The sequence below is a fragment of the Clostridium sp. genome (assembly GCF_036660475.1).
Taxonomy (GTDB): Bacteria; Bacillota; Clostridia; order Clostridiales; family Clostridiaceae; genus Clostridium_J.
Genome location: NZ_JAVXAO010000004.1, coordinates 229,679 through 252,758, shown reverse-complemented (window position 1 = coordinate 252,758; position 23,080 = coordinate 229,679). Strand labels below are relative to the sequence as shown.

16 protein-coding genes and 2 riboswitches are annotated in these 23,080 nt (G+C 30.0%); of the genes, 6 read left to right on the top strand and 10 right to left on the bottom strand.

Features of this window, described 5'->3' with window-relative positions; translation table 11 throughout:
* Positions 1–36 precede the first annotated feature (36 nt).
* Entirely contained in the window at positions 37–552 is a 516-nt protein-coding gene (locus RSA29_RS08115) for a phosphatase PAP2 family protein (RefSeq protein ID WP_346943657.1), read from the bottom strand.
* 250 nt (positions 553–802) lie between these two features.
* On the opposite strand from RSA29_RS08115, the gene RSA29_RS08110 reads away from it, so the two are divergent.
* From RSA29_RS08110 to RSA29_RS08100, 3 genes are read left to right on the top strand one after another with little or no spacing between them, the layout of a single operon-like run.
* Positions 803–5,656: a cytidyltransferase gene (locus tag RSA29_RS08110; RefSeq protein WP_346943656.1), complete on the top strand. Its 4,854-nt coding sequence runs from the start codon at positions 803–805 to the stop codon at positions 5,654–5,656.
* Between the two features lie 16 nt (positions 5,657–5,672).
* Entirely contained in the window at positions 5,673–6,932 is a 1,260-nt protein-coding gene (locus tag RSA29_RS08105; RefSeq protein WP_346932244.1) for a lactate dehydrogenase, read from the top strand.
* A gap of 56 nt (positions 6,933–6,988) precedes the next feature.
* Positions 6,989–8,041, top strand: a complete 1,053-nt coding sequence (locus RSA29_RS08100; protein ID WP_346943655.1) for an NAD(P)H-dependent oxidoreductase — start codon at positions 6,989–6,991, stop codon at positions 8,039–8,041.
* 30 nt (positions 8,042–8,071) lie between these two features.
* Here RSA29_RS08100 and RSA29_RS08095 read toward each other — a convergent pair whose 3' ends face one another.
* Complete coding sequence (locus RSA29_RS08095; protein WP_346943654.1) at positions 8,072–9,244, bottom strand: AI-2E family transporter; 1,173 nt, start codon at positions 9,242–9,244, stop codon at positions 8,072–8,074.
* Positions 9,245–9,441: 197 nt separating this feature from the next.
* Positions 9,442–10,866: a spore germination protein gene (locus RSA29_RS08090; protein WP_346943653.1), complete on the bottom strand. Its 1,425-nt coding sequence runs from the start codon at positions 10,864–10,866 to the stop codon at positions 9,442–9,444.
* 299 nt (positions 10,867–11,165) lie between these two features.
* Between RSA29_RS08090 and RSA29_RS08085 the strand changes: the two genes are divergently transcribed.
* A complete protein-coding gene (locus tag RSA29_RS08085; RefSeq protein ID WP_346943652.1) occupies positions 11,166–11,978 on the top strand; it encodes a DUF368 domain-containing protein in 813 nt (270 codons plus the stop codon).
* Positions 11,979–12,199: 221 nt separating this feature from the next.
* On the opposite strand, the gene RSA29_RS08080 is transcribed toward RSA29_RS08085, so the two are convergent.
* Complete coding sequence (locus RSA29_RS08080; protein ID WP_346943651.1) at positions 12,200–14,254, bottom strand: prolyl oligopeptidase family serine peptidase; 2,055 nt, start codon at positions 14,252–14,254, stop codon at positions 12,200–12,202.
* A 104-nt stretch (positions 14,255–14,358) separates the two neighbouring features.
* Positions 14,359–15,363: a M42 family metallopeptidase gene (locus RSA29_RS08075; protein ID WP_346943650.1), complete on the bottom strand. Its 1,005-nt coding sequence runs from the start codon at positions 15,361–15,363 to the stop codon at positions 14,359–14,361.
* Positions 15,364–15,548: 185 nt separating this feature from the next.
* Positions 15,549–15,607, top strand: a riboswitch (Fluoride riboswitch).
* A gap of 64 nt (positions 15,608–15,671) precedes the next feature.
* Between RSA29_RS08075 and RSA29_RS08070 the strand changes: the two genes are divergently transcribed.
* Both RSA29_RS08070 and mgtE read left to right on the top strand, forming a co-directional pair.
* On the top strand, positions 15,672–16,853 hold the full coding sequence (locus tag RSA29_RS08070) for a cation:proton antiporter (protein WP_346943649.1): 1,182 nt from the start codon (positions 15,672–15,674) through the stop codon (positions 16,851–16,853).
* 140 nt (positions 16,854–16,993) lie between these two features.
* A riboswitch (M-box (ykoK) riboswitch) is annotated at positions 16,994–17,154 on the top strand.
* 495 nt (positions 17,155–17,649) lie between these two features.
* A complete protein-coding gene (gene mgtE / locus RSA29_RS08065) occupies positions 17,650–18,987 on the top strand; it encodes a magnesium transporter (protein WP_346932235.1) in 1,338 nt (445 codons plus the stop codon).
* Positions 18,988–19,091: 104 nt separating this feature from the next.
* Here mgtE and RSA29_RS08060 read toward each other — a convergent pair whose 3' ends face one another.
* From RSA29_RS08060 to RSA29_RS08040, 5 genes are all read right to left on the bottom strand, one after another.
* A complete protein-coding gene (locus tag RSA29_RS08060) occupies positions 19,092–19,247 on the bottom strand; it encodes a zinc-ribbon domain-containing protein (protein ID WP_346943516.1) in 156 nt (51 codons plus the stop codon).
* 288 nt (positions 19,248–19,535) lie between these two features.
* Complete coding sequence (locus tag RSA29_RS08055; RefSeq protein WP_346932233.1) at positions 19,536–19,691, bottom strand: zinc-ribbon domain-containing protein; 156 nt, start codon at positions 19,689–19,691, stop codon at positions 19,536–19,538.
* 201 nt (positions 19,692–19,892) lie between these two features.
* Entirely contained in the window at positions 19,893–21,335 is a 1,443-nt protein-coding gene (locus RSA29_RS08050) for a DEAD/DEAH box helicase (RefSeq protein ID WP_346943515.1), read from the bottom strand.
* A 207-nt stretch (positions 21,336–21,542) separates the two neighbouring features.
* The gene (locus RSA29_RS08045; RefSeq protein ID WP_346932231.1) at positions 21,543–21,698 is read right to left on the bottom strand and encodes a zinc-ribbon domain-containing protein; all 156 of its coding nucleotides are present in this window, start codon (positions 21,696–21,698) and stop codon (positions 21,543–21,545) included.
* 344 nt (positions 21,699–22,042) lie between these two features.
* Positions 22,043–22,888: a DegV family protein gene (locus RSA29_RS08040; RefSeq protein ID WP_346943514.1), complete on the bottom strand. Its 846-nt coding sequence runs from the start codon at positions 22,886–22,888 to the stop codon at positions 22,043–22,045.
* Between the last annotated feature and the right edge of the window lie 192 nt (positions 22,889–23,080).

The window sequence follows — 23,080 nt, the reverse complement described above, 5'->3', positions numbered from 1 at the left end:
TTGTTTGCCAACATTATACTATCATTCACTCTTTATCTACACAATTAAATGCATACACAATGTGCTAATAGTTCCTACAAGTACCCCTGCTGCAACATCTGTTGGATAATGGACTCCTAAATATACCCTTGAAAACCCTACTAAACTTGCAAAAATTATAGCAACTATAGCTAATCCTGTAAAAGATAGTGCAACACTGATTGCTATTGAAAATGCAGCCGTAGTATGGCCTGATGGAAATGAATAATCATCAACCCCTATCTTATTTGTATGTATATTAGGAATTTTTATATATGGTCTTATTCTATTTTTTATCCTCTTCAAAAAGTGAGTGATTCCGCCTGATGTAATAATTGCTAATGACGCTAAAATCCCAAGATTTTTAATTTCTCTATTCTTTGATATTACTGTCATAACAACAAAAATCATGCAAAAGGTTGCAGATCCAAAAAATGTTATGTAAGGCATAATTTTATCTAGAAACTTACATCGCAATTTCTCATTTATAAAATGGAGTAATCTTATATCTGTTTTCTTAATTAATTCAATCATATATTTCTCCTTCAAGCTGCTTAAATAAATTATATATAAAAGAAAAGTAAAATGAAAGTTATTTTCAAAGTAAATTTCATTTTATGGATTTTAATTGAGATTTTAAAATTTGATACTTAAGTAAATAAATTTAATTATAACTTATTTAAATAGATGTATTTGAAAATTATTTGGATAATATAATATTAAATGTTAAACTTATATTACAATTAAAATTATATTATTTTCGAATAAATCTTAGGAGGATTATATGGAATTTTTACAAAACATAGATTTAAAAAAGAAAATTTTCCGTAAACTATCAAACTCTCATTTCCTTAAAAATCAAAACATCTCCCAAGAAATTATTGATAAACATATAAATTCCTCAACCTTTCTATATAGCTTACAAGAAATTTTAGAAGACAAGGATTTTTCTCCAAGTAGAACTCTTAACCTCTGTGCTTCTCTTCTAAATGAAATTAGTCAATCATCACCTGACGATTGGCTTGTATATCTATATAATTATGCTTTAAATAAAAACTTTAAAGATGCAGTTACTATTGAACTTAATCCAAATTTCAATATAAGTTGTGAGGTCTACTTTAAAATCTACAAAATATTATGTGATTTAGAAAAATCAATGGATATCCCTGATAATTGGCAATGCAAATATCCTCTTTTACCCCTTAGTGATGATGAAATTAACTGTCTTGAAAGAAAAGATGAATATCTAAAATTTTCCAAATCTTTTGATAAAGATTATGTTTATGAGATGATGAAATTGAATGGTGCCATATTTAAGTACAATACTCTTGATCATATTTGTGGAGTTCATCATTTAGCTATGTTTTTGGCTCGTCAATTAAAAGCTAAAGGTCTTCCATTAGATCTAGGTAGAGTATCTGGATCTGCAACTGGTCATGATATTGGTAAGTATGGCTGCAAAGGTGAAGAATTAAAGCGAGTGCCACACCTTCATTATTATTATACTGACCAATGGTTTAAAAATCGTGGTATAAACTACATTCGAAATATTGCAATAAACCATTCAACTTGGGACTTAGAACTTGAAAATTTATCTTTAGAATCATTAATACTAATATACTGTGATTTTAGAGTTAAAAATATACTAACTAAAAATGGTTCGCAAATGTGCATATTCACTTTAGCTGAATCCTTTAATGTTATTTTGGAAAAGCTAGAAAATATTGATGTTAAAAAGGAAAATCGCTATAGAAGAGTTTATGAAAAATTAAAGGATTTTGAAGGATATCTTACCAGTATAGATATTTCTACTGATCCATCTTCAACCACTAATTCCTCAGCGCCTATTGTGCTGCCAACCTATTCTTTACTTCATGGTAATGATATAACGATGAATATGAAATACTCATCTATAAATCATAATATAAATCTCATGTATTTACTACGTGATGAGTATTCTCTTAATACAATTTTAGAACAAGGTAGAAGTGAAACAGACTGGAAAAATTTACGTCAATACATTAGAGTATTAGATGAATATTGCACCTACTTTACACAAAAACAAAAACTTCAAACCTTAAAGTTTTTATATGATCATCTAACCCACGGTGAAGATGATATTAGAAGGCATTCAGCTTATCTCATCGGTAAGATAATCTCTATTTTTGATGAAGATTATAGCAAAGAAATGCCTAAAAATGTAATAATAGAAAAGCCTTTAATCAGCAGCTATGATATTTTTGAAGAATATCTTAATCTAATGCTTTATCCTAGTAGTACCCTTGTTGACACCCATAAAAATTGGATTGGATACAACACTAAAATAATGGTAAAATCAGTATTTTCAAATACAAGAAAGCTAACTATGCAATCTTACAGAAATATTATACTAAAATTTTACTCTATTGAAACTTCAAACACTGCTGACACCATGCTATATTTATTAGATACTTCTAAGTATATCTCCTTGGAATCCTACGATGAAGACATAAATTTTCTTGTAGAATTTATTCTTAAACTTATAACTAAGCGAAATATAGTTATAAGATTAGCTGCCTTAGATAGTTTAATCGATATTATTCCAAAATTGCCAACTGATCACTCTATTAAAGATTTTATAATTAAATCTCTAGAATCTGTTAGTATAAAAATTAAAACTCCATCAGAAAATTTTTTATACTTAAAAATCTTTACATTACTTAGCATGAATGAGTTAAAATCCATCTTTGAAAATCATTGTATAAATGACTATTCAAAGGTTCATGAGATTTTTCTTAGCAATCTAAAAACAGCCACTAATTGGGTTGTAAAGAAACATCAAATTCATATACTCTTAAATATAACTCTTAATAATACTCCAAATACCGCACTCCACACTTGCATACATTTTTGCAATCTACTTAAAGTAAGTGAAATTGAAACTGTGCGCAATAAGGCCGGTTCATCCATTCTTAAGATAATGCCAATTCTAAGTGCCACTGAAAGAAATGAAGTAGCCATTGAACTTTTGAGAGGCCTTGAAATTGAGGGTCAAAAGTTCACCGAATATATTCCACCATTCCTTGGACAGATAATTCTGTGGCTTGATCCAAGTGAGATTGATGAAATTATAGATGATTTGAAATTTAAAATTAAAACCTCTAATGACGATGTTAAAATTTTAATTCTTAAGACTATCGGAATATCTTTATCAAATTATAGTGAATATAAATCTAGATTTAAAGAAGAAAGTCAAGTTTATGATACACGACTAAGCCAAATGCTTTCCATTCTTTTGAATGGAATAGGTGATTACAAAGATAAGGTAAAACAAGCCGCTATAATCACCCTTGGAAAAGATATATTTGGAAACTCAAATTTATCCCTTGAAAAAAAACTTCATGTATTTAAATTGTCAGCGAAAAAAATTCTTACCCTAATAGCTAATGATTCTAATAATCAATTACTTCTACTAACCAATGCTGCTGCACTTAATCACATTTATAGATTTATAGCTGACTATACATTCTTTAATGGATATTTCTCTATGAATATACCTGATAAAGTTGCCTTTTTCCCAGGTACATTCGATCCATTTTCTCTCGGCCATAAAAATATTGCAAAAGGTATTCGTGATTTAGGCTTTGAGGTTTACCTCGCTGTAGATGAATTTTCTTGGTCTAAAAAGACCCTTCCAAATCTGCTTAGAAAGACATTAATCAGCTTGTCTATATGTGATGAATTTAATATCTATATTTATCCTGAAACCTTACAAACTAATATTGCAAATCCATCAGATTTAAAAAACCTTAAAAATTCATTCCCTGGTTCTGATGTTTATTTTGTATCTGGAAGTGATGTACTTTTAAACTCTTCTTGCTACAAACTTCCTGCTTCTGAAGATTCTATTCATACTTTTAATCATATAATATTTGAAAGAGGTAATGCTAAAAAACTTCAGGAGAGTAAATCCCTTATTAAAGGTAAAGTTGAAATATTAAATCTACCTTTAAAATATTCAAATATAAGTTCTAGCCAAATCCGAAGTTATATTGATAAAAATAGAGATATATCTACTTTGGTTGACCCTTTAGTTTCAAAATATATACATGAAAATGGTTTTTACCAACGTGAGCCCCTTGATAAACTATCCTTAAATGCAAGTAATTTAGACTTTAACTTTATTGAAACTATTAACAGTAGTACTGTATCTACCTTATTATCAATGATGGATTTTAATGCAGATTTGAAAATTGTACTAACTAATTTAATAACTAAAGAAGCCCCTAAACTAGTTATCATAAAAGATTCTGAACACGGTGGTATTTTAGCCTTAGCTGCTATGCATTGGGTTCGTGCAAATAATATGTATTCTGAAGTAAATAACGAGGAGATTTCTAGAACTATTAGGACTAACTCCTCTGGAAGAATGATATTTATAGACGGAATTTATGTCTCTGATAGAGAAAAAAATAAATTTCTTGAGCAGATCATCTTAACGGAGTCCTTAGCATTTGCTATATCTAAAGATTATGAGTATGCAGTTTTCAATCCTAAGTATAGCTCCTTAACAAGTCCACTACTTGTAGAAACTATGATGTCGCAAGGTTTTATAGACATAAGTCTATCTAATAGTACTTTGCCTATTTTAACCGTTAGTATGACTAGCCCATGTGTTCTTAACTTAGATATTGAAAATATAATTAAAGAACCCTTTAGAAGCAATCCTAAGGTTAAATCAGTTATTAATATCAGAAGAAAATTACTTCAAAAAAGTTTATCTGACCTTTACCCCCATGAATTGCTTCTCTGTTTTAATAGCGAGGTTCTTCATGAACGAATGATTAAAAGTATTTGTTATGAAAACCAGGTTTCTACCCATATCAAAACTCCAAAAGAATATGGTAGTGCCATGTGTGTTCCTTATGGAGACATCTTAGATAGGTATGTAGTGCCTAATACTGTAACTAAATCACTACACACTGAAAAATATTATTCTGGTGACATGAAGGATTTCTTTATAGGTGAATCTCCATACTACTTGTCTCTTAAGAATCAATTAAAAATGATAAAATCCTTTAACCGTCCTATTCTTTTAGTTGATAACATCCTTCATAAAGGCTATAGGATAAGAGCTTTAGACCCGCTCCTAAAAGAAGAAAATATAGATGTTCAAAAAATTCTATGTGGAATTCTATCTGGTCGAGGAAAAGACCTTATGGATATGCAAAATAGAGAGGTCGCTAGTGTATATTTTATACCTAAGCTTAAAATCTGGTTTAATGAAAATAACATGTACCCATTTTTAGGTGGCGATGCTATATGGAGGGGTTCTTTCCCTACAAGAAACCTAATACCATCAATAAATACTATTCTTCCATATACCTACCCACTATTTATAAATGATACTACTCATCAAAGTATTTATAATCTTTCTAAAGTATGTTTGGATACATCTATAGAAATTTTAAAAATACTTGAAAGTGAATATCACCATCAGTATGGTAGAAATCTAACACTTCATTCCCTAGGAGAAGTTATCACAATACCTCGCAGCCCAGATATTGGAAAAGGCATTGAATATGATTTGTCCAAAGCCCCTTCAACATTGGTTGAAAAAGACTTAGAGCTATTAACAAGACTAGAAAATATATTATAAAGAAAGAAGGTATCCTATGTTTTACTATATCGTAAAAAATGCATTGATTTTAAGCAAAACCAAATTAGAAGGGGATATGTTTCTCCCTTCTAATGAAGAATTTTGCAAAAATTATATGGGTAAAATTTATGTTTTAACAAAAATGGATTGTGAAGTTTCAAGGTGTTCATTTATTATTTCCCATGAATCCCTTCTTTTTTTAGAACATGAACATTTAAATCTATTAAAATCTACTGAAATATATGATTCTAAAGTTCCACATTGGCTTAAAATAGCTATACATGATAAAAGAGTTATTTCACTTAATACTAATTATCCTAATTTTCTAGATGTTATATCTTATTCCGAACCTAAAAATTGGAGGATAAATGTAGTTGGACTTGGGGATGTAGGCGCTACCCTCCTTACGGGACTAAAATTACTTGGCGACAATAGCATATCTTCTTTAGGTATCTACGACAAAGACCCTAAAAAAATTGATAGACTTAAATTCGAATTATCCCAAATACTATCCTGTGATGGTAGAGAACAATCCATTAAAATAATCCCACTTAGTGAGGAATCTCTATTCCATTGTGATATGTTTGTATTCTGTGTTTCTGTGGGAATACCACCCATCGGCAGTGAACATTGTGACGTACGTCTAGTACAGTTTGAAGGTAATAGAAAAATTCTCAAAACCTATGGTGAAATGGCTAGAGTTGCTAATTTTAAGGGTGTGTTTGCCGTAGTTTCAGATCCTGTAGATTTATTATGTAAATCATTGTTTTTAGATAGTAATAAAAATGAATCTGGACTATTAGATTTTAAAGGATTATGCCCTGAACAAATTCGAGGTTATGGATTAGGTGTTATGAATGCTAGAGCCGTATATTATAGCACTGAGAGAGAAGACACTAAAAATTATATTACTGAAGGAAGAGCCTTTGGACCTCATGGTGAAGGTCTAATAATTGCTAACAGTATTGATAATTATAATGAAGTTGCTTCTAATTTTCTTACTGAAAAAACTAAAAATGCAAACCTAGATGTACGTAATTCTGGCTTTAAACCCTATATAGCTCCTGCATTATCTTCAGGTGCACTAAGCATTATAGATACCATTAGAGGTAATTTCCATTATTCTTCAAACTTCATTGGTGGTACTTATATAGGCTCTAAAAATAAATTTTATAATGGATGCACCGAAAATGAAATGTTAAGTCTACCTAATGACCTCATGAATAAACTAAATGACACTTATAAGCTTTTAAATAATCTCTTTATAAACAATTAACTTAGCCTACTGTCATATACTAGTTTAATAGACTATAAATTTTAGGAGTTGTATTTATGGAAAAACTATATGTGATCTTACCAAACAAAACCATATCTAAAACCTTAAATGAAATGGTGACTTCAGCAACTAAAGATATTCCTCACGAAATCATTAGTGATTTAAATAATCTACCTAATTTGAAAAATAGAAAGCTTCTATTTGTTTCCCAGATAGAAGCTTCTGGCTATGATATATCAATGATTAAATTTTTATCAACTGTGCTTGAAATCAGTAATAATTCTTTACATGGTTCTACAGGCGCACTACTTATATATAGCATTAATGATTATGGTACAAAGAGATTTGCACAGGATATAATATATATAGCCAACAGTCTTGGCTGCTCCTTTATTGGTCACCCCTTAGTTGAAGCTACTAGCTCCCTTAAAAATTTTGCTACGTGGCAAAAAACCATGAAAATATGTCTTGAAGATATTTGTTATGAGCTTTGTCTAAATTTAGCCAAAAGGCTTATGGATGATAATACCAATCCACTGAAAGATGGCAAAATACTTGTTCTTTTTTCAAGCCCTCATAAAACCTCAAATACCTTAGACCTATGGTATTTGGTTGCCCAGCATATTAGTGGCTTCGAAATTACTGAGCTACAAATAGAAAGTGGTGAAGTTCTTGATTGCATTGGGTGCCCCTATAAACTTTGCCTTCACTATGGAAAAAGCAAAGGTTGCTTTTATGGCGGTGTTATGACCGATAATGTTCTTCCTTCTATCGAAGAAAGTGATGCTATTGTATGGTTATGTCCTAATTACAATGATGCTATAGCCGCTAATTTAACCGCAGTAATAAATCGTATAACTGCTCTTTATAGACGAACTAACTTTTATAACAAATCTATATTTGCGGTTATCGTGTCTGGAAATTCTGGTAGTGACTCTGTTGCCAAACAATTAATAGGAGCATTAAATATAAATAAAGGATTTAGACTACCTCCATATTTTTCAATCAGTGCAATTGCAAATGATCCTAAAACAATATTTAATGTAGATAATATTGATAATAAGAGCCAGCTTTTTAGCCATATAATTTTGAATAATATAAAGGTGTAGAAGATATTATTCCTCTACACCTTTCCTTAATTAATCAATTAACTTTTTTTTATAATATCTATGAACATAAACACTAAGTATCCCTGCCACTGGAACCGCTAATATCATTCCAACAGCGCCTCCATATCCGCCCCCTATAGTCAGTGAAATTAATGTCCACACTGCTGGAAGACCAACACTTCCACCTACAATTTTAGGTTGAATTATATTACCATCTATTTGCTGATACAATAAAAGTAACACAAACCCCCATATTCCAAGCGTTGTGCTAGTAAATATTCCTAATACAAAAGCTACTATGCCTCCAATTAATGGTCCTATATATGGTATTATGTTGCACACACCAGCTATAACCCCTACTAAAATTGCAAACGGATGATTTATAATTAACATCAGTATAGATGAAACTATCGCTACTATAACTGCGTCTAATAAAACTCCTCTTACAAACCCTCCAACAACTTCATCTAAATCAAATATAAATTGCTTAATCCCTTTGCCTAATCTTGTTGGAATAAAAGCTCTTCCAAATTTATTTATTGTAACAAAAAGCATTTCCTTGTCCTTTAAAAAATAGAATGTAAATATAATAGCCAATACTAAATCTATTATAAAATTTCCTAATCCATATATACTATTTGTTATTAGATATATTACTCTCTCTCCCAAAACCCCAAATATTGATGTGATTTTATCTATATAACCACTTATCTGTTGATAATCAATATTAAGACTTACAAAGTATGAATTCAAATTTTCCATTGCTGACATGATAATATTTTCATATTGAGGAATGCTATTTATTAGAGATTTAGCATTTTCTAATAATGGTGGAACTATAAAATTAAATATCAATACTAATGAAAGTATTATTATAAAGAAAATTATTAATATGCTTATAATTCTATACACCCAATTATATTTACTATCAAACTTTGATTTACTAAACGACATTAATAATTTTTCAATACGGCGTACTGGTGGAAATAATAAATATGCTAATATAGCCCCTACTGTTATTGGTTTTATTACATTAAAAAATCCTACAATGCAGTTCTTTACAACATTTAAATATATACCACTTCTGCTTACTATCTCATAGCCTAAAAATAATATTATTCCAACACACACGGTTACAATTCCAATATTTACATATTTCTTGTCTATTCCAAGCCTTTTATCAATCCGAAATTTATCCAACATAAAACCTATCCTCCTACCGTAGATTACTTAACCTACAAACCCATCTTCTTAACATTCTATATATGCCTTAATTTATATGTATTACAATGCTATACCCAAATTTCCCTTATAAAGCATTATATCATATTTGTTTTATATTTACATAAAAAAACAAGGCACTTATGAAAAATCGCATCATAATCACCTTGTTTTCTATTCTATTTTTCTTGTTTGCTACTTTCTCTTAGTGATTTTCTATAAACTATTCCCTTTAAATCCTTTGCATTAAAAGGGAATAGTGGATATAAATATCCTATCCCTGTAAGCGTCTTATTTGATAATATAATTGCAAAAACTAGAATTAATCCAGCTACATATCCATATACACCAAATCCCCAGGTAGTTATAAGTAACATAACTCGGCAAAATTTTATGGCATAACTAAGTTCTATACTAGGTTGGGTAAAACTTCCTACTGCAATAAATGCCATATATAATATGGTATCTGGTACAAACCATCCTGATTTTACCGCAAAATCACCTAGTATTAATCCACCAATTATTCCAAGGGATGTTCCTAATGAACTCGGAGTATTTAATGATGCCATTTTTAGCCCATCTATTGCTACCTCTAGGAGTAAAAATTGTAAAATCAAAGGCACCGAATTCATTTCAGCCACAGTTAAAAATTCTAAATATGGTGGCAACACATCTTGATATTGCATAATTAATAACCATGTAGGCGTTAGTATTAATGTAAGAAGCATTACGAAAATTCTAATTAACCTTAAATATGAACCTGTAACTGGCGGATAATAAAAGTCCTCTATTTCCTGTATAAAATCAAGAAATGAAGATGGTAATACCATAACATTAGGAGTGTTATCTACAATTACAACTATCTTCCCCTCTAATATATGTGCAGCCGCAACATCTGGACGCTCTGTATATTTTACCTTTGGAAATGGATTATAAAATTTATACTTTACCAAAGCTTCAAGAAGACTTTCTTGATTCATTGTTAAAGCCTCTACCTTTAACTCTGATATTTTTTCTTTTACATCCTTCAATAGGTCACTATTCTCTAATCCGTCTATATATCCAATTGCTACATCTGTCTTTGATCTAGACCCCACAGATAACATTTCAAAGGTAAGTTTTGGATCCCTTATCCTTCTTCTAATTAATGCAGTATTAAACACTATAGTTTCAACAAATCCATCCTTAGATCCCCTTGTAACCTTTTCTTTATCTGGCTCAGTTGTAGTTCTCGCCGGATAAGTTCTAATATCTAGTATTACTGCCTCATCAAAACCATCAATAATCATAACTGTCGGTCCAGCAAGTAGTGTTGATATTATCTTCTCTATATCCTTCTCCGTATCAACTTCTACATAAGGGACTGTGTATTCAATAAACCCCTTAGCTGTTTCCATTTTATCGATTTCTTCCTTAGTAATTTTGAAAAAACCCTCCATGATTTTTTCCATTACTTCATCTTTTATAAACCCGTCAATGAATAGTATAGAAGTTCTTCTTCCACCTATTACAATTGTTCTATTAATTAAATCAAAACTTTTATCTAGGTTTAATCTGCTTTTTATTATGGATAAATTTCCTTCCATACTCTTTGATAAATTCATTTAATCACTTCCTATACATATTAGACACCTGAAAATAAATCAAAATAGTCGAGGACGCTGACTTATTTATTTTTCGAAGATGACTTAACTGAAGTTAGTATGTACTAAACCTTATAAACTTAATCAAAAAAATTCTGTAAGAATTTCATCTATAATTCATAATCTATAATCTATAATTTATAATTTATAATTCAGAATTGATAATTATGTCAATAAATTTGCAAATTACAATAGTTATTAATATAATTATAAGAGTATTAAACTTTACGAATAAATCAAATGAAAAAAAGGAGATAGAAATGGAGAATATACTAAATATTTTAAAGGGAGTAGTCATTGGTGTATCTAATGTTATTCCAGGTGTTAGCGGTGGAACTATGGCTGTAGTTCTAGGCATATATGATAAAATTATATCAGCTGTAAATAATTTCTTTAAAGACTGGAGAAAAGATATTATATTTCTTATTGAACTTGCTATTGGTGCAGTTCTAGGGATAGTGCTATTTAGTAAACTAATTACAAACCTACTACAAAATTATGGTGAACCAACAAATTTCTTTTTCATAGGACTTATATTGGGTTCCTTCCCAATGTTATATAAAAGAGCAACCAAAGATAAGGTTAAATCTAAGAACTATATTTGGTTATTCATAACTCTGGCTCTTATGATTGCCATATCCTTCTTTGGGAAAACTGAAGTAACTTCTATTTCAATGGTATCCATTACCGTTAAATCTTTTATTACTTTATTCTTTGCTGGATTTATTGCAGCTGCAACAATGATTCTTCCTGGGGTTAGTGGATCTTTAGTCCTATTAATTCTTGGACTATATACAACTCTTACAAATGCAGTTTCTACATTTAACATTCCACTACTTATACCCGTTGGATTAGGTGTTATTGTAGGGTTATTAGCTACTACGAAACTTATTGAGTCTTTACTTAATAAATACCCTCAACCAACCTACCTTGCTATATGTGGCTTGATTTTAGGTTCTATATTCCCTGTATACCCTGGTTTTACCTTTGGACTTACAGGAGCTATATCTATAGGAACCTTTATAATAGGATTTGTATTAACTTATATCCTTGGAAAAAAAGAATCAGCTTAATATAGAATTTTTGATATTAATACAAGATTTTTTAGTAAAATAAAGTGCTTCCTCATTTTTGTGAGAAAGCACTTTGTTTAATTGTATATTAAGATTATAGTTTATTTTCTTTGGATAACTTTCTTATCTCATATTTTACTTCTACTTCTACTTTATTAATCCTGTGAGTTACCTCTGTATATATACATTTAATTTCAATTTCAAAGTCCAATTTTTCTCTTTTACCCCAACACTTTTTCTAAGAAGCTATATATATCTACTTCAACATCAATTAGCTTTGATATTGGTTTTCCTTGTCCATGACCTGCATCCTTTTCCACCCTTAAAAATACTCTATCGGGTAAAGGTGCCGCCTCATCTAAGGTTGCTGCAAACTTATATGAATGACATGGAAGTACTCTATCATCACTATCGCCTGTAACAATTAGTACTGGTGGATACAGGGTTCCATACTTAACATTATGAAGAGGTGAATATTTTATCATATTATAGAAATCTTCTTTATTATTTTCTCCATCACCATATTCAGGTATCCAATATCTTCCCACAGTAAATTTTTGATATCTAAGCATATCTATAACTGGTACTTGTGATATAACTGCACCAAATAATTCTGGTCTTTGTACCATGCAACTAGCAGTTAATAATCCTCCGTTGCTTCTACCTCTTATGGCTAACTTTTTATCTGAAGTATATTTATTATCTATAAGCCATTCTCCACAACTGATAAAATCATCAAAACAATTCTGTTTTTTATTTAGCATACCATCCTCATGCCAACACTTCCCGTATTCACTGCCACCTCTGATATTGGCTACAGCATAAATTCCTCCACGTTTAATCCATATTACTTCTGGCACTCTAAATTCCGGAATCCTATTAAGATTAAATCCACCATATGCATAGAGAAGCACCCTATTATCCCCATTTAATTCTATATCTTTTCTTCGATTTATAAACATAGGTATTTTCGTGCCATCCTTAGATTCTACAAATACTTGCTCAGTTACAAACTCATCAAAATCTATATCTAAATATGGATACCATAGTTTCTTTATTTCTTTTTCTTCCACATTAAATTGCAAAATTGTTGATGGTATAAAAAATGATGAGAAGCTTAAAAACACCTGATTTCCACAAAAGGTTATATTATCAATAGCTCCCATTGATGATAATTTAATTTCTTCAACTTGATTTTTTAAAATATCGTGCAAGTACACTTTATGATTTCCATGTTCCATCATAACAATTGCAATAAAATCTCCATTAAATACAACATTTTCAATTGGCGTTTTTCTATCCTCTTTAACTATATCTACCCAGTTTTCCTCATTAAAATTGTTTATATCAATCTCTACAACTCTCTTATTTGAAGCCTTATACTCTGTTAAAAAATAAAACTTTTCTCCTCTATTTCCTAAAAAATCAAAGTCTTCCTCTCTATCATCAATTAGTGTTGTAAAGTAAGAATCAATTGATTCATTGCTTTCTATTACACGATTTAACACATCTTCTTCTAGTTTCATGATTTTTAGTGAACCTATTCCGAAGGGTTTATTTCTATACATAAGTAAATGTTTTTTATCTTTAGTTATTTTTAAATTATAAGAGTACTCACTTTTCTCAGCTCCATCAATTATATTCTCATCTTCTAATTGATCTGTTCCTATTTTGTGTATACTTATCATATTATGATAAGTAATTCTATGATCATTTACATCATACCCCTTAGGATACCTTGTATAAATAGCACTATTTCCATCTGGTAGCCAACTAAAACTTGTAAACTTACACCAAGTTAATTTTTCCTCTAGTTCCTCACAGGTATTTGTATTCACAAAGTGTATAGTCTGCCAATCACTACCTTTACTTGAGATTGCATAGGCTATTATATTCTTTTCATCATTAGGCCAGAATCCTGTTATAGCACAAGTTCCATCTTCAGATAATTCATTAGGATTTACAAGCTCCTGTCTTTGTCCATAAATATCCTTTGCTCTATATAGCCTTGGCTGATTTTCATTTGCAGATTTATATAAAAAATAATAATGTTCGCCATCTTTTACTGGACAATTCCCCTTATCATAATTACTGTGATTAGTTATTTCATCTTTAATTTCTTTATATCCCTTATAGCTACCTATGAACCTTTCAAAGCTTTCATTATGTTCCATTATAAACTCTTTAGTTTCATCACTGTTAATATCTTCAAGCCATCTATATGGATCGTATATATCTCTTCCGTGATAATTCTCAATAATTTTATCTTTTCTCATCCCTACACCCCTTAAATTATTGTTATTACACCTTTACATTATATTAAAGGAGTCTCTATAATAGAAACTCCTTTAGTGAATTAAACTTATATTATTATTTTTGATTACTCATTGTCAAAGTTAAATTCTCTATCTACATATTTTGCTAAAAGTTCTATAGATGCATTAGTATCATCCATATTAACTAGCCCATTTGGTCCATGCACATATCTAGTTGCAACTGATATTCCTGTAGCTCTAACTCCATAGTTAGATTTATTAATAGCACCTGCATCTGTACCACCACCATCAATTACATCTAATTGATATTTTACATCATTCTCTTTAGCACAATTTATCATCTCTTCTACAAGGTATTCATTACATATAACAGAACCATCTGAAACTTTTATTGCTGTTCCACCACCCACTTTATTACTTCCTTCAGAAGCATTAGGGAAGTCACTTGCAATAGTTACATCAATTGCTATTCCTAAATCTGGATTAATTCTATTTGCTGCAACTGTAGCACCTCTAAGTCCAACCTCTTCTTGAGTTGAGAATACAAAATATAAGTCATTGTAAGGATTTTGAGCTTTCTTTAAAGCCTCTATTAATATATAACAACCTATTCTATCATCAAGAGCTTTTGCTGTTACATTATTTTCTTTAAGCTCTACATACTCTCCTACATAAGAAGCCACATCCCCAATTTTTATATATTTTTCTACTTCTTCCTTAGTACTAGCTCCGATATCTATATATAATTTTTTAGTATCTGTAGCTAATTCTTTCTCTTTAATTGTACTAGCTACAAGTCCTATAATACCATTTCTAAATTTAACCCTATTCATTGTACTTCCTATAACAGGAATACCACCTAATGCTCTAACTTTTATATATCCCTTTTCATCAATTTTTATAACTTGGAATCCAATTTCGTCCATATGAGCTGATGCCATTATTTTTTTCTTATTAGCTCCAACTCCAGCTTTAAAAACTATTAAATTTCCAAGAGCATCTACAGTTATATCGTCTGCTAATTCTTTGATTTCCTCTTTAATAACATTTCTTACTTCCTTCTCATATCCACTAACTCCAAATGCATTAACTAATTTTTCTAACAACATAAAATCTCCCCCTACATTATGTAAATTTATTCTATATTTATCATAATATCATATTAACTGTATTAATTCTAGAAAAATTTCGATACACGAAGCTTTATATTACAAAATATTCTTTCACTTATAAAAACTTAGTGTATTCTTGCATTGATTTATTCTTTACATATTGATATACTAAAACTATAATTCAAACTAAAGGTGATGGAGTTCACCACAATCGCTAAATGCTAATGACTCCTACAGACCACACCATAGGTGTATCTGTAGGAGATTTTTTCATTGCTTAATAACATTTTAAAGGAGGACTTTTCATGGCTACTAGCTTAGCAATCATTATTTTAGGTGGAGTTTTACTTAACTTCATATTTGAAAAATTTAAACTTCCTGGACTTTTAGGAATGCTTATTCTTGGAATTATTTTAGGTCCCTATGGCTTTAATCTTATCAGTAGCGATTTACTAACCATATCTGCTGATATTAGAAAAATAGCATTAATAATTATTCTTTTAAGAGCTGGGTTCGGAATAAAAAAATCTGATTTAATAGACGTTGGTAAGCCTGCAATAAAAATGAGTTTTATACCGGGTATTCTAGAAGGATTATCAATCGCTATAATTTCTACTAAACTTCTAGGCTTCACTTTTATACAAGGTGGTATTCTTGGATTTATAATAGCTGCAGTCTCTCCAGCTGTAGTTGTTCCTCAAATGATTAACCTAATGGAAACCAATCTTGGAACTAATAAAGGTATTCCAACATTAATCTTAGCTGGAGCTTCCATTGATGACATTTTTGCTATTACCATATTGACTAGTTTTTTAGGATTATATTCCGGTAGTAAAATTAACCTAGTAGGTCAAATATTCAGCATTCCTACTTCAATTATTTTAGGAATATTATTAGGTCTATTTCTAGGATTTGTTTTAATAAAACTTTTTAAAGCCTTGAGTATCCCTGATACAAAAAAACTATTACTAATCCTTTCTTTCGCAATTCTCCTTACTGTCTTAGAAACCTTACTTAAAGATAATATATCTATAGCAAGCCTTTTAGGTGTTATGACCATTGGTTTTATTCTAACTGAAAAAACACCTAAAATAGCAAAATCCCTATCCTTAAGTTTTAATAAATTATGGATCTTCGCAGAAATTATGCTTTTTGTTTTGGTTGGCGCTGAAGTTAATATACATATTGCCTTTTCTTCTGGAGCTCTTGGCTTAATTATAATATTTGCTGGATTACTCTTTAGAAGTATTGGTGTTATGCTTTCTTTACTTGGTACAGATTTAAATTTAAAGGAAAAGTTCTTTTGTGTTATTTCATATGTGCCAAAGGCTACTGTTCAAGCTGCCATGGGTGCACTACCACTATCATTAGGGGTTGCTTCTGGAGATATAATATTAGCTATTTCTGTCCTATCAATCATCGTTACAGCACCTTTAGGAGCTATGGCAATGAAATATTTCAGCAAAAAACTTTTATTTCAGAGTTAATGTTTCTATGAATCTTATTCTTCTAAGATTCAAATACACTTTATAAACACCCTTTTTTCAATAAATAATGTCGAAATTTGCAACTTTGTCATTGACTTTTTGCAATTTAAATAATAATATATGTAGTAGAGAAAAAACTAAATATACCTCGGTAGGTGAGGTTACTACAAGGATACGGGTTGCTGCCGTAAAAGAGTGGAAACACTCTTAACTGGTTAGCAGGTTTTGCCGAACAAAGAAGGCTTAATCTAATGCAATTTCATTGCCTTGTAGAGCTAAAACTTGAACGAGAACGTATTCTTTTATACATTCCTTCGTTTTAGTTTACGGAGGTTTTTTTATTTTTAATTTTAGGAGGTGTAAGAATCATGGACGATGGTAGTAGTAATATTGACGATGAAGATCTGATAAATTTAACACATTTAATGTTTAGCTATTTAGTTAAAATCTATGTAACTTCTTACCCTCCTTTTATGCATTAAATTTATAACTCTACTATAATAGATTTAAGTTCTCCTATAGTTTCAGTGACTATTTATATGCAATATACAAAAGAAATATATTTTCATACAAGAATTGATAATTCAAGGCACATATCAACCTTACTGAAAATATAACAGGTAACAATAAAGTTATATATTTATTTGTCATGGCATTAAACATTATGTTTAATGCCTATTTATTTGCATCTTCATTGTTTTTCACCCACTACAACCTAAAACTCATAATCATTTAAATTGTAGTTGATGTTCACATCGACTCATTGAATTGAATTAAATTAATAGGAGTGATAACAATGAAAAATACATTAAAATTAATTGCCGAAAAAAAGTTCGTAGATGCAAGAGAAACCCTAAAAAATAAAAATGCAGTAGATATTGCAGCCTCTCTTGAAAAGCTAGATAAGGATAGCATTATTAAAATCTTTAGAGTACTACCTAAAGATTTTGCTGCTGATGTCTTTGCCTATCTAGACCATGAACAAAGATTATTTATAATAAACTCTATAACAGACAGTGAAATCTCAAATATAATAAATGATTTATTTATTGATGATACTGTTGATTTTTTAGAAGAATTACCAGCCAATATGGTTAAAAAAATCTTAATGAATACTGATGAAAATACCAGAAAAATAATTAATCAATTTTTAAAATATCCCGAAAGTTCCGCTGGAAGCATTATGACAATAGAATACGCCGATTTAAAAAAGGATATGACTGTTAATGATGCTATATCACATATAAAGAAAACAGGGATTGATAAAGAAACTATTAATACGTGTTATGTTCTTGGCTCTAACCGAGAATTAGAGGGAATTATATCCATAAGAAAACTAATCTTAAGCGAATGCAACATGCTCATTGCAGACTTAATGAAAACTGAATTTATTCATGTTACTACTCTAGATGACCAAGAAAATATAGCCTATCTATTTAAAAAGTATGATTTATTATCTATTCCCGTTACAGACAATGAGAAAAAACTAGTTGGCATAATAACTATAGATGATATAGTAGATATTATTGATCAAGAAAATACAGAGGATCTTCAAAAAATGGCTGGAATGGAACCCAATGAGGAAGAATATTTAAAAACCAGTGTATGGAATCTTGCAAAACATAGAATAATATGGCTTCTAGTTCTAATGATTTCTGCTACATTTACCGGTAATATCATAAGAAAATTTGAAGATGTACTTCAATCTGTAGTTATTCTTGCTGCCTTTATTCCAATGTTAATGGATACTGGTGGTAATGCTGGTTCCCAATCTTCAACCCTTATAATAAGAGGACTTGCTCTTGGTGATATAAAATTATCAGATGGATTTAAAGTTGTGTTTAAAGAACTAAAGGTTAGTGCTATTACCGGGTTCGTTCTCGCAAGTGTAAACTTCATCAGAATTTACTACTTCGAGAAAACTAGTTTTTTAATTTCTATAACTGTATGTATAAGCTTATTCTGCACTGTAGTAATGGCTAAGGTTTTAGGTGGAATACTTCCTATAATCGCTAAAAAACTTAAGCTTGACCCAGCTATAATGGCAAGCCCATTAATAACAACTATAGTAGATGCCGTTGCTTTAACATTATATTTCACCTTAGCTGTTACCCTACTTAATTTGCCAGTTTAGTAATCATATAAAAACTCGAATAACACCTTTTAAAATTGTTATTAAATAAAAAAACAAGGCTATAAGAATAACTCCTTATAGCCTTGTTGAAATATCAAATATTACTATCTTCTATTTCTTTCTGCTTTTCTTGCTCTTCTGCAATCAACGCATCTAGTTGGCTCATTTTCAAATCCTTTTTCAGCATAGAAAGCTTGCTCGCCTTCTGTAAATACGAATTCATTTCCGCAATCTCTGCATGTTAATTTCTTATCTGACATTTTAAAACTCCTCCATTTTAAAGATTTACATCAACTAACATTTTCCCAAAATGGAGAAAGTTGCTATACATGTTAAATCTTTGTTTTTATTTTATATTTTTAGTTTATCATTTTCATAATTTAATTTCAAGTATTTTTTAACTTTTTTCTAATATATATAATTATAATTAAGAATGCAAAATTTAAAATTTGGATAACTAAAATCATTATTAGATCACACATATTAAAATATAAAAATAAAGCTATAAGAATTACTTCTTATAGCTTCTATTGAAATATTAAATATTACTATCTTCTATTTCTTTCTGCTTTTCTTGCTCTTCTGCAATCAGCACATCTAGTTGGCTCGTTTTCGAATCCTTTTTCTACGTAGAAAGCTTGCTCTCCCTCAGTGAATACGAACTCGTTACCACAATCTCTGCATGTTAATGTTTTATCTGCCATTTTACATTCCTCCATTTTTTTAAAGATTTACGTACAATTAACTAATTCTCTAAAATTGGAGAAAGTTATTATAAATGTTAAATCTTTATTACTTTTTTTTGTATTTACTACTTCTTTAGTATAACACCATGGACTAAAGAATACAAGACTTATTTTGACTTTTCATATATTTAATTTTATCACAACTAAAATCTTCTCTCCCTATTTTCTAGCAATTTGAACTTGAACCTTTTTACCTTTTATTATAAGCTCTTTGTATTTCTTTACAAAGTTTTTACCCTTACCATTCAAGATATCTACATATGTAATATTATCCTGTACATCAATTATCCCAATATCATCACCACTTAATTCTGGAAGATTACTTAATGCACCCACTATATCAATATTCCTTATTTTCTTCTTCTTTCCAGCACCAATATATACTTTAGCAACATCACTATGAATAACCTTTTTTTTAGGTTTTGGAGCATCTAAAATAGCCCTTTCACCTTTCTTAAATAGAATTTTACCCGTAGCAACTTCCTCTTCAGTTGGAAATTTACCTTTGTTTATTGTATACCCTAAATACTCTTCAATTAAAGTTAAAAATTTTCTTTCGTAAGGTGAAATTAAACTTATGGCAACTCCTTCTCTTCCAGCTCTTCCTGTTCTACCTATTCTATGAACGTAACTCTCTCTCTCCATTGGAACTTCATAGTTAAATACATGAGTAATATTGTCTACATGAATTCCTCGTGATGCAATGTCAGTTGCAACCAAAACCTTAAATTCCTTATTCTTAAATCTTTCCATAGTTTCAATTCTTTCCTTTTGTTCCATGTCTCCATGAAGCTGCTCAACCAACATTTCCTCAGATTTCAACCCCTCATATATTGTCCTAACTTTATCTCTAGTATTACAAAATACTATTGCGGCATCAGGCTTAGCTGCATATAAACTTCTTAAAAGAGCTTTAAATTTATCTCTCTCTTCTATTTCTAAGTAAGCTTCCGTAATTTTTTCACGGTTAAACACTTTTGACTTTACCTCTAAAATTTTAGGTGATTTCATATAGTTATAACATAAATTTTCTATACGGTCCGGAATCGTTGCTGAAAACAATGCAGTCGTTCTCTCCCTAGGCAACTGATCTAGAATCTCTTTTATTTGGTCTATGAACCCCATGTTAAGCATTTTATCCGCCTCATCAATAACTACAAAACTCAAATCTCCAAAATCCAAATTTCCTCTATTCATATGATCACTTATTCTTCCTGGTGTACCTATAACAATATGAACCCTTTGTTTAAGTTCTCTTACTTGATCATTAAACGGTTGTTTTCCAAACACCGCAGCACATCTAACCTTCTTAAGTCTACCTATATTCGAAATATCATCCTTCACTTGCAATGCAAGTTCTCTTGTTGGAACTAACACCAATGCTTTTATCTTTGAATCTTCAATTTCAATTTCATTACATAATGGAATTCCAAAACTAGCCGTCTTTCCACTTCCCGTTTGCGATTTCACTATTATATCTTCATGGTTTAATAGACTTGGTATAGTTTCTATCTGAACTTCAGAAGGATTTTCAAATCCCAAATTACTTAATGCCTTTAATATATTTACATCTAAATTATAACTGTTAAATCCACTATTCATAAACGTCTCCTCAATACTATAATATTATTTTCTCCACTTCTTGTCTGTGCGCAATAATTTAACAAACCTTATAACCTCATCATATCACCTTTATACACTATATCATTCTACCCTTAACATTTGCCAAATTTATATTAATCATACATATTAAAAATAAAAGCTATAAGAATTTCTTCTTATAGCTTTTATTGAAATATTAAATATTAATTATCTTCTATTTCTTTCTGCTTTTCTTGCTCTTCTGCAATCAGCACATCTAGTTGGCTCGTTTTCGAATCCTTTTTCAGCGTAGAAAGCTTGCTCGCCCTCAGTGAATACGAATTCGCTTCCGCAATCTTTACATGTTAATGTTCTATCTGCCATTTTACTATTCCTCCATTTTAAAGATTTACCTACTATTAACAAATCCTCTAACGGAGAAAATTATTATATATGTTAAATCTTTATTCTTTTTATTTTGTGGGTTACCACATACTTAGTATACCATAGATATATGATATTGTGCAAGTTCAAATCCTATACTTTTATAATTATATATATTCTAATTAAATTTATACATTGAATTTTTTAAAAATATTTAAAGATTTTATCCTTCATTTTAAATACTAAATTGTGAATTCTTAATTAAAATTTATGTATCCTTATCTCTTGTCCACTTATATTATTCAACAAAAATATGCTGATTTATTTTCCAGTATCTTTTTAATTTAAAGCTCTTCTAGAACACATAAACCAATAGATTTCGGTCCTGTATGAATCCCCATAGCAGGTCCTATAGTTTCAAGTGATATTTCTGTAATCCTTGGATCATTTTTAAATTCCTCATAAAGCTTCTTAGCTTCTTCAAACGCATCTCCACTTAATACCCACACGTGACATTTAGCTTTTTCTAAATGTTCTTGTAGTATACTTTTAAGTTTACTTATTGATTGAACTCTTCCTCTGCTTCTTGCATATTTATATAGAACACCTTCATCATTAGATGAAATTATAGGTTTAAGATGTATCATCTCTCCTATTGTCCCTGCAACTTTGCCAATTCTGCCACCTTTCATTAGGTACTCCAAAGTATTTAATGCTACATATCCTGTAACTCTTTGTCTTACCGATTCAAGATTTTCAAGTATATCCTCACATTTCATTCCCTTATCAATCATCTTTGCAATTTCCATCACAATGGCACCTTGAGGATATCCAAGTGTTTTTGTGTCATAAAAATGAAAGTTAATTCCTTCATAGTCATTAGAAATAACTCTAAGGCTATTAAGTGTTCCTGATAACTTCCCAGATACAGTTGCAACAATTACATCCGTATATCCTTCAGATTTTATTTCATCAAATACCTTATGACAATAACCTACATCTGGCAAAGATGTAGTAGGTATTTCTGTAGCAAGTGAGGCATACATCTCATCTGAACTTATAGTAATTTGATCTAAATACTCTCTATCCTTATATATTATCCTAGTAGGCACTATTCTAACACCATATTTTTCTACAGTTTTTCTACTTAAATCGCAACTACTATCTGAAACTAAAGCTATCCTTTGCACGTTAAATTCCTCCCCGAAACGTTAGTGTTTAAACTATATCATATTCCGTTCAATTTAACAATTAATCTTCACACTATTAAGTTTTTAATAGCATTACATAATAATTGTTAAATTTATATGGCTACCAATTTATTTTTATAACTTTATTATTTCCTCATTTATTTATTTATTATTATAAGTGAAATTCTAAAT